14 protein-coding genes are annotated in these 14538 nt (G+C 43.7%); all 14 read left to right on the top strand.

The window, feature by feature from the left end; all coding sequences use genetic code 11:
- Nucleotides 1-36: 36 nt before the first annotated feature.
- The 14 genes from QF042_RS18150 (at nt 37) to QF042_RS18085 (ending at nt 14530) form a co-directional block, all read left to right on the top strand.
- Complete coding sequence (locus tag QF042_RS18150; protein ID WP_307530985.1) at nt 37-3720, top strand: DUF6443 domain-containing protein; 3684 nt, start codon at nt 37-39, stop codon at nt 3718-3720.
- A 16-nt stretch (nt 3721-3736) separates the two neighbouring features.
- Nucleotides 3737-4129, top strand: coding sequence for a hypothetical protein (locus QF042_RS18145; protein ID WP_307530983.1), 393 nt, complete (start codon nt 3737-3739; stop codon nt 4127-4129).
- 1827 nt (nt 4130-5956) lie between these two features.
- Nucleotides 5957-6367 carry a plasmid mobilization relaxosome protein MobC gene (mobC, locus tag QF042_RS18140; RefSeq protein WP_307530981.1) on the top strand — a complete coding sequence of 137 codons (411 nt, stop codon included), beginning with the start codon at nt 5957-5959 and terminating at the stop codon, nt 6365-6367.
- A gap of 262 nt (nt 6368-6629) precedes the next feature.
- The gene (locus tag QF042_RS18135; protein ID WP_307530979.1) at nt 6630-7757 is read left to right on the top strand and encodes a relaxase/mobilization nuclease domain-containing protein; all 1128 of its coding nucleotides are present in this window, start codon (nt 6630-6632) and stop codon (nt 7755-7757) included.
- Between the two features lie 19 nt (nt 7758-7776).
- Nucleotides 7777-8415 carry a ParA family protein gene (locus QF042_RS18130; RefSeq protein ID WP_307530976.1) on the top strand — a complete coding sequence of 213 codons (639 nt, stop codon included), beginning with the start codon at nt 7777-7779 and terminating at the stop codon, nt 8413-8415.
- A 9-nt stretch (nt 8416-8424) separates the two neighbouring features.
- Nucleotides 8425-8781 (top strand): hypothetical protein, encoded by a 357-nt coding sequence (locus tag QF042_RS18125; RefSeq protein WP_307530974.1) that lies wholly within the window; start codon nt 8425-8427, stop codon nt 8779-8781.
- Complete coding sequence (locus tag QF042_RS18120) at nt 8778-9095, top strand: hypothetical protein (RefSeq protein WP_307530972.1); 318 nt, start codon at nt 8778-8780, stop codon at nt 9093-9095. Before QF042_RS18125 ends, QF042_RS18120 begins: the two co-directional genes overlap by 4 nt.
- Nucleotides 9096-9097: 2 nt before the next feature.
- Entirely contained in the window at nt 9098-9394 is a 297-nt protein-coding gene (locus tag QF042_RS18115; protein WP_307530971.1) for a DUF4134 family protein, read from the top strand.
- Nucleotides 9395-9461: 67 nt separating this feature from the next.
- Entirely contained in the window at nt 9462-9770 is a 309-nt protein-coding gene (locus tag QF042_RS18110; protein WP_116250748.1) for a DUF4134 domain-containing protein, read from the top strand.
- Between the two features lie 2 nt (nt 9771-9772).
- Nucleotides 9773-10081, top strand: coding sequence for a plasmid transfer protein (locus tag QF042_RS18105; RefSeq protein ID WP_307530967.1), 309 nt, complete (start codon nt 9773-9775; stop codon nt 10079-10081).
- Nucleotides 10059-12512, top strand: a complete 2454-nt coding sequence (locus QF042_RS18100) for a TraG family conjugative transposon ATPase (RefSeq protein WP_307530965.1) — start codon at nt 10059-10061, stop codon at nt 12510-12512. The genes QF042_RS18105 and QF042_RS18100 overlap by 23 nt, the downstream gene beginning before the upstream one ends.
- Nucleotides 12513-12543: 31 nt before the next feature.
- Nucleotides 12544-13206 (top strand): hypothetical protein, encoded by a 663-nt coding sequence (locus tag QF042_RS18095; protein ID WP_307530963.1) that lies wholly within the window; start codon nt 12544-12546, stop codon nt 13204-13206.
- 35 nt (nt 13207-13241) lie between these two features.
- Nucleotides 13242-13868 carry a hypothetical protein gene (locus tag QF042_RS18090; RefSeq protein ID WP_307530961.1) on the top strand — a complete coding sequence of 209 codons (627 nt, stop codon included), beginning with the start codon at nt 13242-13244 and terminating at the stop codon, nt 13866-13868.
- Entirely contained in the window at nt 13865-14530 is a 666-nt protein-coding gene (locus QF042_RS18085; protein ID WP_307530959.1) for a hypothetical protein, read from the top strand. The genes QF042_RS18090 and QF042_RS18085 overlap by 4 nt, the downstream gene beginning before the upstream one ends.
- Nucleotides 14531-14538: the final 8 nt, after the last annotated feature.

Genomic DNA, 14538 nt, shown 5'->3' with positions numbered 1-14538 from the left:
CCTCAGACCATAGTTGTAAAACCTTATTCTAAACCAATGAACAATCAGCATACATCGGCATATTTAAAAAAAATATCCGGTCTTGTATTTATCATATTCCAGATACTTGGTATCCACACGGCGTTTGGCCAGAACTGGGGCTCATACCAGGAAGAGACCATAATTAAAGTTGCCGGTGTTACTACCCCCAGCCAGGTACCGGCATTGACCAATACACAGAAACAGGTCACGCGGCAATATACCGATGGTCTGGGCCGCCCTATACAGACTATAGCGATTGGCGCAAGTCCTGCAGGAAAGGACATTGTCCAGTCTATGGTATATGATCCGAACCTGAACTTGCAGAGCACGGCTTATCTGGCTTATACCGGGACTGACGGAAGCGGGGGCTTTCATGACAATGCGCTCAGCGAGCAGGCTACGTTTTATAATACCGGCCAGGGTGGCAAAGTCGCCATTGATGCTTCACCGTTCAGCAAGCAGGTTTTTGAGAACAGCCCGCTACAGCGTTTATTGCAGGCAGGCTCCTTTGGTGATGGTTTTCAGCCCGGTCAGCATTACAAAACAGCTGCATACCTGTATAATCTGGCTACCGACAATGTGCTCAGATGGAGTTACAATGGGCTTAGCAATGGAAACTATAGTGATAACAGCCTTTCTGCAGTGCAGACTACTGATGAACAGGGGGTAAGCACGATCCTTTTTACAGATAACTTGGACAGAACAGTGCTGAAACGCCAATTGATCAATGAAACAATAGCAGGTGTTGCCGAAACCAGGCTCGATACGTACTACGTGTATAATGATAATGGATCGCTTAGTTATGTGATCCCACCTAAAGCGGTGGTCACCATGCGCAATGCTGCCAATTATAATATTACGCAGGCGGGCGTTGATGCGCTGGTATTTAAAATGACATATGACAGCCGCGGACGTTTGGTACAAAAAACCGGTCCCGGTGGTTCCGTGCTTTATATGGTTTACGATCCGCTTAACCGTCCGGTATTGATTCAGGAAGGCAATATGCGGGCCCTGCATCAATGGAACTATATTAAATATGATGGTAAGGGAAGGGCGGTAAGCCAGGGCATTTATACCGATGAGGGGAACTTTGGTCAGGAAGCAATGCAGGCCTATGTAGATGGCATTGACTACAGTTCCAGCTACTATGAAGAGGCCAGCAACATACCTGTCAACGGCGGTTATTATACCAATAATGTTTTTCCCAGATTGAACAATGCCGGTGGTGGCACTGCTTTGCAGCCATTATCTTACGCTTATTTCGATACCTATGATCTGGACAGGAATGGAACAGCCGATTTCGCCTACCAGGTACAGGGGCTTGCAAATGAGGCCAGTCCATCAGCACAGGTGCGTGGCAGATTGACGGTAATTAGTAAAACCGCAGTTGGCGAGGGTTTAACGGTAGGCATATGGCTGACATCGGCGATCTTCTATGATAGCCGCGGGCGTGCCATCCAGACTCAGGCTGCAAACCATACTAACGCGTCGGCTGCCTTAACAGATATTTCTACCAATGCGCCAGATTTTACGGGAAAGCCCCTGCAAAATAAAATCATCAAGGTACTTTATGGCTCCACCACTACGGTACTTTCCAGCTTTCAGTATGACCATCGGGATCGATTGCTGAGCGTCGATCAGGCCTATAATGGAGCCACGGCTATCCGGATAGGCGCGTATGTGTATAATGAGCTGGGACAGATGATCGCTAAAAACTTGCATTCAAAAGATGCAGGCAGTACCTTTATGCAGTCGGTAGATTACCGTTTTAATATTAGGGGGCAGATGCTGAGTATCAACAACAGTAGCTTAACAGCAGGCAGCAACAATGCCGCGGGCACATCTGCACTATTTGGCATGGAGTTTCTGTACGATAAGGTGGATGTTGGGCCTAACCCGCTCAATAACACGCCGTATTTTAATGGGCTGATCTCGGCGGTAAAATGGATGGCAGGGACCCCAACGCTAACGGAACGTAGCTATAAATACACCTATGATGACCAGAACCGCCTGCAGGATGCAAATTATGCGGACCGGTCCGCAGGGCAGGGTGTTTGGGGCAATTTTGGGGCTTATGACGAGCACAATATTTCCTATGACCATAACGGCAATATCATGACCTTAAAACGTAATGCGATCATCAGTGGGAGTATTGTAGCGATTGATGACCTAGCCTATAGCTATAATGATAATAAGCTAAATACGGTAACTGATGGTGTTGGTAGCAGTTATACTAGCCTGGGGTTTAAGAACAGAACAGGCAGCAGTACGCCTTATACTTACGATAATCAGGGCAACCTCTTGGAGGATGCCTACAAGGGAACCAGCAGCAGTTATAATGTGTTAAACCGAGTAAGCCGGGTAACCGTTGCTACCGGTGCTGGCAAGTACATCAATTATACCTATGATGCCACGGCGGTATTGATCAGAAAACAGCAATACGACAATAATTCGCTGGTTAAAACAACCGATTATGTGGATGGTTTTGTCGCTGAAGACAATGTTTTAAGTTATTTTGCCATGCCTGAGGGCAGGATAATCAATACAGGAGGCATTTTGCTACCAGAGTATTTTATTGCCGATCAGCAGGGCAATGTGCGCGTGAGTTTCCAGGAACAGGGGACGATGGGGGTAGCTGTGGTCAAACAGGAGACCAGTTATTATCCCTTTGGTCTCATCATGCCGAACAGCCAGATTGCTACCCCGTCGCTGGCGAACAAACAGCTCTATAACGGTGGCAGTGAATGGCAGAACGACTTTGGTGATCTGCCTGATCTTTATCAGACCTATTACCGCAGTTACGATGCGGCATTGGGCAGGTTTACGGGCATAGATCCTAAAGCGGAACTTACGGAATCCTTAAGCCCTTATCATTATGCAGGCAACAATCCTGTACTGTATAATGATCCGATGGGGGATTTTTATGGATCGAACGGCCAGTATGTAAGTGACCGTGGCATTAGTAATTTCAAGAGACATCAGGATGGAGGTGGTTACGCCAATTTTAATGCATGGATAAATAAGACTGTGGAGCGGATAGATAACCTAGACTATCTCAAGGATCCTAATGCTCAAAGATTTGAACTGGCGAAATCCATGGCCGATAAAAATGCTGGAGTGTCTGTTTATCGATATTTGGATGGTAGCGTTGACGTTGAATATGGTTCGAAAAATGGTTATTATAATGTTCAATTTGAAAATGATGGGAAATATGCATGGATTTCTACCCAGGTAAGTGCAAATCAAGGGGGCGGTAAGTTTTGGGAAAATTTCAAAAAGAATGTTACTGATGTTGAAATGTGGAAAGTGGTAGGACATGATTTGCTTTTTGGACGTGAAATCCCTGGGCGTACAGTAATAAGGATGGACATTGGTAATAATCCTATGTCCTGGTTGATTTCTGGGCCAGCAAGGGGAGTATCAGTGTTAGGCCATTATCCTGAATATGTAGGACTTGCCGAAAGTCTCGCAGCCAGAAAGTTCACTATTCCTACAGATATCTGGAATAAAATGAGTAAAGGTGCACAATGGATAGCAAATCAAAAATTTCTTGATCGGATGATTTTGCGAGGCGATGATATTAGGCTAGCAACTCCACTTAATCAAGTTAAGGCAGGAAGTTTTTATGAACAAGAGTTGAATTACCTATTTGGAAAAGGTTATAAAGTAAGCCCTAATGGAAGTTGGTTAATAAAATAATTTAAGCGGTATTAAAATGACTAAAGAAGAAATATACAATTTTTTAAAGTTAAATGGCTTTAAGTTAGAGCAACAAGATACTTCGGAGTATTTTAATGATTATTTCGATGTATTTGCGAATGATGTATTTGCGGTAAGATTTAGTAGTACAAAATCTTTTGAAACTGTTGATATACGCAATATTAAAGACGAAGAGAATTGGTATGATTTGGCTTTAATAAAGGCATTATTATTTAATGAAGTAGAGTTAAATCAGGTTACTACCATCCAAACTCATATTGGGTTTTTAAGACAAGAATTCCATAGAATTGGTGAATTGTTTGATAGGCAACATTATCCAAATACGAAGATAAGACTTGACGAATTAGGGAATAAGCGAGCAAAGCAAATGTTTCCATCTCAGTTTTAGCTATGAAGCTACAACAATAAGAGCAGCAAATCAATATAAATTTGCGGACAAAGTCGTAATAGGTGTTTCAGTAGTTATTGGGGTCGCTGAAATCTTTAATGGTCACCAAATGGATGGAAGGAAGTTTGGATATAAAGCCTAGAGTGCGGCGGCCCACACTGTTGGTAGTTTAGCTGGTGGATGGGCAGGAGCAGAAGCGGTAATTGGAGGAATACTCTGGGGATTTCTGGGTATTTTCTTTTTCTCTCTTCTTATTCTATTTAACTTAATAATATATGCAACAATGCCACATATTATTATTTGCAGCGTACTGTCAGGTATTATCTGGTATTTTTTCGTATTTAAAAACGATAAATATCTTAAATATTTTGATAAATTTCAAAAATGCTCAAAAGTGGAAAAGTGGAAATACGCTTGGCTCACTTTAGGGTCTATTGTTGCTCTCTCTCCTTTTTTATATAGGCCTTATAACTTAAAATAATCCCTAAGCTGTTGTAAGCATAGCCAGAATGTTCGTTCGAGTTGTTTTCCGACTTTTATCACAACTGCATAAACCAATTTGATTAACCCCTTCCCACCATTTTAGTACATGGCGAAATCAGCTATAAATCAGGATTTTGCTGATTATTTGTTTTTGGTGGGTTGGGATCAATATGCTCTGGTTTACCCTCGCTACTTATGATTCAGTAACAATAGTGGTTCTTCCCCACTTTTAGCGAATTCCCACTTAGGATCCATAGACCTAAATTTTGTATCAGTGCAAAGCCATCAGAAATGGTTGGCTTTGCTTTTCTAATAATTTACTAAAAATTGCATTAAATAATATTATTGGCTATCTTTATATTAGTCCATTACAGTCTAATAGTTGCAAAAAAAATGGTGAGCTGGCTACTGTAGTATAATTTTAAAAGCTTTATTTTCAAAGATATATAGGTTTGGTTCGAGTCCCGTCCAGTCCGAACATGGACTTGGAGTGTAAATCTCTTAAGTTAAAACCTTCAGAATCGGCACCATTTTTAGCCTCAACAAGTCAGTTTTCAAAGACTCTAATCCTTTTATCAAAACTGTATTGGGTTTGTCCCTATCAAAAGATCTGATATTTTCTTTTCCAATCTTACTCTACTTTCGAAATTCTACCTTCGATGTTGTATGTGTGGAGTCACTTTAGGCTCATACTGCGACCAATTCCGGCCATTTCGGGCCAAAACTTTCATCACTGTCAATTACTGGATACGTTTGGTTAATGAAACGGGGTAACCTGTTTTGGGACTAACTGAATAACAATCTAAAAATTACCTGGATCCATGGTGTCGTCATCGAAGATGCGGTTCCAAATGATCAAGTAAAAGATTCTCTTCAAAGGATGGTCTTTTGTGCTTACGAGAATAGATAGGTGTCATGCACCTGTTCTTTGAAATTGTGGGATGAAGCATTATTCCGTGAGGAGCGGAAAATTCTGCGAAGTTGAGATCATTTCAATATTACGAAAGCGCAGAGGCAGGCGACGGCCAGGTCCGTATGGACTTACGTGAGTAATCCCGGGATACCTTATTGAAGACGTGTTTTTTTTTGTTTTTAGTTTAGGTAGGAGGGGCCATTCGGCCCCTTTTTTTGTGCCCTGATTTTTTGCCGTTTAGGTATAGAAGACTGGCTCATTATTATAGAGGGGACTGCCAATAAATACTTAGATTTTTATACTGGCAAGATGTCTTTTTGTCGGACAATAATCCTACGGATTATACCTCCAAAAAGAATCTTGCCCCAAAGCGTCGCGTTTGGGGAGATGAGAAAACTCGCAACTCGTTTTCTCTTTTAGATGATATTGGAATGGAAGGAAAGAAAAAACAGGTCGGAAGGCCTTATCTTGAAAATGGTAAGAGAAACAGAAAGATTAGTGTTAGGTTTTCGGAGGAAGAATTCAGCACTATTGTGTCATTGGAAAGGCTTCTTGGGCTGAAAAGGACTGATATCATCAGAAAAAGGGTGCTTGAGGTCAGTTTGCCATTAATTTTCGATGGGCGTTCAGTTTTGGCTAGCATTGATCAGATAGGACTGGAACTTTCCAGAACCGGAAATAATATTAATCAGCTGGCCAGGTACGCTAATATACTGAACAAGCAGCGGGTCCTCTCTCCGGTAATCTTTACCCGGTATAGTAAAGAGCTTGATAAACATTCGCTTCTTTTAAAAAGTCTCAACCTGGAAATCAGAAGAATGTTGAGGTTGATGGGCAGCTAAGCAGCTGATGAAATGTAGTTATGTGCATAGCCGGTTATGCTGTTTTAGTATTCTATTGTTACACTGTTATATAATTGCGGAGCTCCACTGGTAGTTTGGTAACCAGTTTGTAGGCTACATAGATTGCTGGTTTTGAATATAGCCCGAGAGCTGGATATACCGCTAACTGGTTACGGAGGCAACGGTAAAACAACGGAGCTAGTTATGTAGCTTCATTCTAATCCCGTGATCTGCTGGGCAGGTTGCAAAGTCACTCAGCTATATGATCGTAAAGATACTCAGCTCTTCTGCAACTTTTGCCGGGGTAAGATATAACCATGAGAAGATGCGATCCGGCAAGGGGGAGCTTTTAAAGATATGGAACTTCGGTAGTCTGATGGGGCTGGACAAAATTGGTCCACAGGATTATATCAATTATCTGAAAGCGGTATCAGCGGTAAACAAAAGGATAAATAAACCTCAGTTCCATGCGGTGATCTCGGTAAAGGGTAAAACAACATCAAAACAAGAACTTTTGGATACCGCCGAAAAATGGATGGCGAAAATGGGCTACGGTGAAAATCCATATCTGGTGATCTTTCACAACGATACGGAAAACAACCATGTACATATCGTGTCAACAAGAATCGATAAGAATGGCAAGAAGATCTCTTCGGCCTTTGAAAAACTCCGATCAGTCCGGGCACTATCCAATGTCGTGAAGTGGGAGCAAGCTGATAAAGCCAGGCTTGATAAGTTGCTTAAATATAGTTTTACTACTGTTGCACAGGTGCGTACCCTTTTGGAAAGATCAGGATTTGATGTCCGTTTTGAAAAAGAAAAAATGGAAGTATCCCAGTCTGGAAAATTGACCTCCACATTAAAGATCACAGATATTGAATCTTTATGCAGTGGCCAGGGGAATGATAAGAACAGGTGTAGGCAGCTAAAGGCTATTTTTTCAAAAATCCTGAACGAACGCTTATCAAAGCAGGATCTTTTGTCGCCAAAATCTGATATCAGATTTGAACTGCAAGGATTTTCAAGGATGGTCAAAAAGAAGACAGGTGCTGAACTGATTTTTCACAGTAAGGACAATAAAATTCCCTATGGATATACCATCATAGACCATCCCAGTAAATCGGTGATGAAAGGTTCCGAAGTGATGCACCTTAGGGATATCATTTCGTTTTTGAATCTTGAGTATCAAAATGACATGGTGACTCTGGGCTACAGGATATCTCTTGCAGACCCTGCCGTTGAGGTCAATTATATTCTTTCTGGGTTGGAGAGTGCGGGTTTCTACGAAGAGCCAATCAGGACGCTTGATCTCCAGGAAGATATCGATGATGAGGCCATTCTTGGTCGCAACCGTCAGCGCAAGGGCAAGGCCCGTACAAATACCCGTTAAATTTTAAACCTTTTTTATTATGCTAATTATTATTGGAAACCAAAAGGGAGGGGCGGGGAAAAGTACGCTCACCCTTTTACTGGCCAACTTTTTAACGTTGGTCAAAAAGCGGAAGGTGACCGTGATCGATATGGACTATCAGCAGTCGCTTGCGCAGAAATACGAAAAGGCCAAACTGGCTGAAACGCCTGAACACTATGAGATCATCGCCGCCGGACTTGAACATTTTCCTTCCATGTATACGGTTCTCAGCCAGAGCAGAGAACATATCGTGATCATTGACTTGCCCGGGAAATTGGATGATGACGGGCTTATCCCGGTATTCAGCTCAGCGGATCTGGTACTGTGCCCGTTTTCTTATGATGAGTTCAGCTTCGATTCGACTGTTCTTTTTTCGGTCGTTCTGAAAAAGATCAACCCATCAGGGCACCTGGTGTTTATCCCAAACCGTGTCAAAGGAAATGTAAGGTATGATATAGCGACTGAAGTAGAAGAACAGCTTTCCAGGTTTGGAAAAATAACTGCTCCCATTTCAGACCGCGTGGATTTCCAGCGGGCCGATACCACTCAGACACCCTTATCCCTTTTTCCGGTCATCGTTCCTGTATTTGATCAGATTTATACAGATCACATCGAAGCAACCGGAGTTACACCTTAAAAGCAGTTTATGAAAGTTGAGATCAAAACACTTGCAGATGAAATCAGAAAAAGCATCAGGCCGCCTGAAATTATGCCTACAAATAAAGACCCCATTGCAGGTGCTAAAGGTGCGGGCAAAGAGGGGAAGGGGATCAGGAAGGAGCTGGAGATCATCAACCTGATCAGGGAGTTTGACTGTTCGGGCAATACCCATATGCTGCATCCCAGGCTTAACAATAAAACGGTCCAGCTGCTCAACAGGCTAAAGCTGGCTTCCGGCCTGGATATGAACAGGGTAATTGCCTTTGCACTGCACAGGCTTTTTGAGCAGCATCCTGAGATCAAAAAGTTTATTAAAACATCATTAGAAAATTTTGAACTATGAGCTGGATACAATTTCTATCCTGGATGCTATGCATCTATATATTTTATTATTCAGGACTTATTGCTTTCGATCTGTCACGGAACAGGAAGCCGACTGATACAGAAAACGGAGATGAGACTACTGTGGTTATTGATCTTCCCGAGCCTGAAAAGGTATCGCTCAAAGAGATCGAAGATGAAGAGATTGATTATTTCCTGGATGATGGGGAACTGGAAGAGCCCCCGATCGTATTTTCCGGAGGGGTTTCCATCAAAGAACTCTTTGCCCTGGCGCGTTCCGAATCTATAGAGTATACATCTTCGGTATCCTTCTAGCGATGAAAGCTAGATGTTTGATGTTCATGGTCATCTGTATGCTGACCTGGACGGCGGCTGGTGCCCAGCCCGGAATCGCAGAAATGGGAGAAGCAAGGAGTTTTATCAGGGAGTCATTTTTTTCCATGAGGGATCTCTCACTCGTATTGGCCGCGCTGATCTCGATCATTGGCGCAATCCATGTATACCACAAAATGCAAATGGGCAAAGATGTGAGCGCGGATATCCCGGCATGGTTCTTTTCTGCACTGTTCATTATCGTCATCCACATCGTGCTGGTGCACGTCTTCGGACTCTGATCCACTGTATTTCTGACCGCTGATGGCGTTTTTTTTATTTCTAACCATTCAATTAATTCCCAATCAAATGAAAAAGATCAAAAATTTAAGGTTTATTATTTTTTTATACCTGTGTACCATCAACGGATATGTTATGGCGCAGAGCGGGGTGAACGGCCTGAACACCGCTACCAGTACGCTCAAGACCTATGTAGATCCGGCGACCAATATTGCCCTTGTGATCGGTGGACTGGTCGGCATTGTTGGTGGCATCCGCGTATATTCCAAGTGGAACAGCGGTGATCAGGATATTAACAAGGAGCTGATGGGCTGGGGAGGCTCCTGTCTCTTTCTGGTTCTTTCCTCTCTTATCGTTAAGGCTTTTTTCGGGCTGTAACAATGGAAAGGCTTTTTCCGGTCTACAGGGGGCTTCAGCGGCCGCTGACTTATAAAGGTTTTAAGGGACGTTTTATTTATTGGGGTGTTGGCATACTGCTGCTCTCGCTAGTCACCGGTGCGCTGGCCATGGCATTTATCAATATGTATGTGGGGGCGGTATTTATGCTCACGCTGATCATAGGCGGTTTTTTCTACATCGGTATCTGCCAGAAAAAGGGGCTGCACAGCAAGACCCGTTCAAATGGGATTTATCTCCAGACCAACCACCTTTCAAAAATCAATCTTTATGGTAAAACAAAAAGAATTTAGGGTACCCTATCTGGGTATTGATATCAGTGCAGAACTCGACATTTTATATGGGCTTAACGGGGAGTTTTCCGTGCTGATCGATATTACCAATCCTGTGCTCAGGTTTGGTGGCGATCCCAGGGCTTATAATAATTTTCATGAGCTCTTCGTCAACCTCGCCCGGATCATCGGGGAAGGCCACGTAATCCAGAAGCAAGATATAATCTATAAGGCCGAGTATCAGTATCGAGCAGCCGGTGAATACCTGCAGGACAGTTATAACAGGCACTTTGAAGGAAGGCCATACGTAAAACTCCAGACGGTACTGACCATCACCAGACAGGTGAAAAAAGGAGCATTTTTTGTGCACGATAAAAAGTCGCTGGCTGAGTTTAAGATCACCGTTGCAAAGGTTATGGGGATGCTGGGCACTTCCGGAATGGAGCCGAGGCTGTTGAAAGAAAGAGAGATCAACATATTTATCATGAAGATCATGGCGATGAGGTTCGGCGAGGAAAGTATTTCACTTGACAATTATCATCCCACCGATACTGAAGTAAATATCGGAGCGCGTTCTTTCCGCTGCATACCGCTGATCAATATTGATCAGGTCGATCTGCCTGCGATGCTACCGACGTTTGGAAAGCTTTCAGACAAAGAGAGCCTAGAGGGATTCCCTACGGATATCCTTTCATTTCTTTTTAAAGTGCCAAATTGTTCTTCTATTCTTTACAACCAGATCCTCGAAATCCCTTCGCAGACCATGACCGTCCGGCAGATGGAGCTTAAGCGGAAACGGCACAGTGGGATACCCGACCCTGCGAATAATCTCTGTGTGGAGGATATCTCTTTATTACTGGATGAGGTGGCCAGGGACGGCAGGTTACTGATCAATGCACATTTTAATATCATCGTGTGCGCAGAAAAACCTTTGCTGAACAGGGCCTATAACTATATAGAAAGTTCGTTGTTCCGTGCCGGGATCATTCCGAGCAGGAATGCCTATAACCAGCTCGAACTTTTCAGGACGGCGCTGCCTGGCAATGCCGCAGAGCTGCGGAAGTATGACTGGTTTCTGACCACTGCCGAAGCTGCGATATGCCTTTTTCTAAAGGAGAGTCTTCCCAGGGATGAACAGTCAGGTTTTCTTGTCCGTTTTACCGATAGGGCGGGTATACCAATAGCGATCGACCCTGCGGATCTGCCGATGTCTACCGGAAGGATCACAAACCGGAATAAATTCGTTCTTGGTCCGTCTGGTACTGGTAAGTCCTTTTTCATGAATTCCCTGAGCGAACAGTATCTATTGTACAATATGGATATCGTCATCATTGATACAGGTCATTCCTATTCAGGGCTGAGCCAATATGCCGGTGGCAGGTATATCACTTATAGCGATAACAGTCCCATAACGATGAACCCTTTTGCCATTAGTAAGGAAGAGTACAATATTGAAAAGAAGGAATTTATACTGGTTTTGATCCTCGTCTGCCTAAAAGGGCCGGAAGGTGATGCCAGCCAACTGGAAAGAGATGTGATCTCCGAAGTGATTACTTCTTACTATGCAAAATGGTTTTCGATGGGGGAATCTTCAGGGATCAAAAAACTCAATCTTGATTCTTTTTATGCTTATGCAATGGAAAAGATCCCAATGATCATGAAGGAGAATACTGTTCCTTTTGATTTTGAAGGTTTCCGTTTTATCATGCGCAAATTCTGCAGTGGTGGAGAATTCGGTACCATTCTCAACGAGGATGCCGATAAATCCCTGTTGAATGAGCGGTTGATCGTGTTTGAAATTGATAGTATTAAGGAAAATGCCTTACTTTTTGCGATCGTCACGCTCAATATAATGGATATTTTCGTTCAGAAAATGAGATACCGCAATTTTCAGCGAAAATCATTGGTCATAGAGGAAGCGTGGAAAGCCATTTCATCCCCGTTGATGGTAGGTTTTCTGATCTACGTTGATAAAACGGTCAGAAAGTTCTGGGGAGAACTGATATTGGTGACCCAGGACCTTGCAGATGTTGTTGGCAATGCAATAGTGAAAGATACCATTATAAGCAGTTCGGATACCATAATCCTGCTCGATCAGGCCAAATTCCGGGACAATTATGATGAGGTTGCAGCAATGCTCTCTATTTCTCAAAGTGAAAGGAACAAGATTTTTAGTGTCAATCAGCTGGACAACCATGAAGGTCGAAGCCCCTTCAAGGAAGTATATATCAGAAGGGGGGGGGTTGGAGAAGTTTATGGTGTAGAGGCTTCGCTTCCCCAATACCTGACCTATACCACCGAGAAACCTGAAAAACTAGCGGTGGAAAACTACCTTTCAAGGTTCGGTTCCTATTCTGATGCGCTCGAAGCCTTTATAGGCGATTTTAAAGGTTCCAATCTTTCCCTCGGGGATTTCGTTAAACAGGTCAATTCGTCCGCTTCCGGGCAATAAAGAAATAATTTTTTTTAAAAAACTGATGATTATGAAAGCATTATTAATGATTTTTTGTGCTTTGTTATGCGGTGGCATAAAGGCACAGACCCTGTATGTGGATCCGGTGACCTCTGCAGCTATTGCAGGCCATTCGGGTATGATCAACCGGCAACTGGACCGGACGAATGATAACCTCAGCCTGATTTCAAGGGGCCAACTGTTGGTTACAGGCCAATTGGTTGTCGTAAACGATATGCAGGACAGGATATATCGTGGCCTTACAGAAGTATCGGCAATACTAAACAACCTGATGTCTGTTAAGGAGATTACCGATATCGGTCTTGATATTGTTTCTGATGTAGAAAAGGCCGTGGAACTTGGGAAATCCAATCCGGTGCTATTACTCTTTGCAGAGCAGAATGCCCGGGAGTTTAGGTCGAGGGCGGTGAGGCTGGGTTCGGAGGTTGGGGCTTTTGTCCTCAAAGGTGGCCGGGACAATTTGATGGATGCCGGAGAGCGCTCAAAATTGCTGAACCATATCGCTTCTGAAATGCGTATCCTCCGTGGGACTTCTTATGGAATGCACCGGGCGATGTACTGGGCGAAGATGCGGGGAATTTTCGCTTCGCTCAATCCCTGGTCGAATTGGGTCAATATGGATGTGCGCATCGCAAACGATATTTTATCGGGCGCAAAATACTTAAAGAGATGAGGTCGCTGGTTCTCCTTTTGACTTTTGTTCTGTGTTTGCACACAGCGCGAGCCCAGCAAAAAGCACTCAACATTCCGGCAATCCATCAGCTTGTTTCGGATTCCAAAAGTGAGCATGAGCGGCAGTCAGGGGCAAGGGACAGGCAGGCGCTAAATACGATAAACGAACAGGCGAACAGAACATTGCTGGCAAGGTTTAAAAGCAGTTACCGGGAACTGCAATCACGTTTTAGTGTAATCGGTACTGCGATCGATGCGTTAAATGTCGGAACACAGGCAGCGCCAATAGTCAGTCAGATCGTTCAGGATCAATACAGGTTTTATGAGCTGGCCAGGAGCAATCCTGCACTTTTGCCCTTGGTACTTCAGAGCGAGATCGATCTGTTGGAGAAATCGCGGGACCTGCTCTATTACTTGGCCGGGCTCACCGCAAGTCTTGGAGCGGTGAACCAGATGAAAACTTCTGACAGGCGGATATTGTTTGACCATGTGCTCACCGAGCTGTCCGTTCTGCGAAACCTGGCAGCCGCCCTGGTCCGAAGCCTTGAATATGGAAGCCTTTCGGCTATCATCAAAAATGCCAATCCATTTTCGCAGTATATAGATATTAACCGGGCAATCGTAAAGGATATTCTTGAAAACGCCAAATACCTGAAAAAATGAAAGCGATATTTTATGTAATGATTTTTTGCATGAGCCCCTTTCTGCTCTTGGCCCAGCGGGTGGTTTTTGATGCCAGACATCTGGCCACGGTCAATGAAAACGCAGTGGTCAGGAACGCGGCTGAGATCAGCCATAACGAGCTGCTCGGTAAGATCAATAAATCACTGGACAACATCAATATCAATACCTCCAGTATCGTCCTGGCCCAAAGCATGATCTATTCCTCGCTGTCTAATGTGAATTCTGCGCTGAAGAATGGTTTGGTCTTACGGGATATGTATGCGATATGTGAAGAGATTATCGGTTATGGCAGGGAAATGGGCAAACTCGGTGTTAATGAACCTTACCTCTTCCTGTTCAGTGAGCAGATCATCAGGGACATTACAAAGCGAAGTACCCGGATGATGACTGAGATTTCCAGCTTTGTGCTCAAAGAGGGACAGGATATCCTGATGGACTATAACAGCAGGGATAAATTGATTGCAGGGATCAGGGCAGATCTTCAGATCATCAGGGGATTGGCTTACGGCGCGTGGAAAGCAATGTACTGGGCAAAAGTGAGGGGGGTGATCAAGATGCTCAATCCATTTCAGGGATTTATCAACCGCGATGTACAGATCGTATCTGACATCCTTGCCAAAACCAGGTATTTAAAAAAATAACATTAAGA

This window comes from Pedobacter sp. W3I1 (genome assembly GCF_030816015.1).
Classification (GTDB): Bacteria; Bacteroidota; Bacteroidia; order Sphingobacteriales; family Sphingobacteriaceae; genus Pedobacter.
This window is presented reverse-complemented; position numbering and strand designations above follow the sequence as displayed.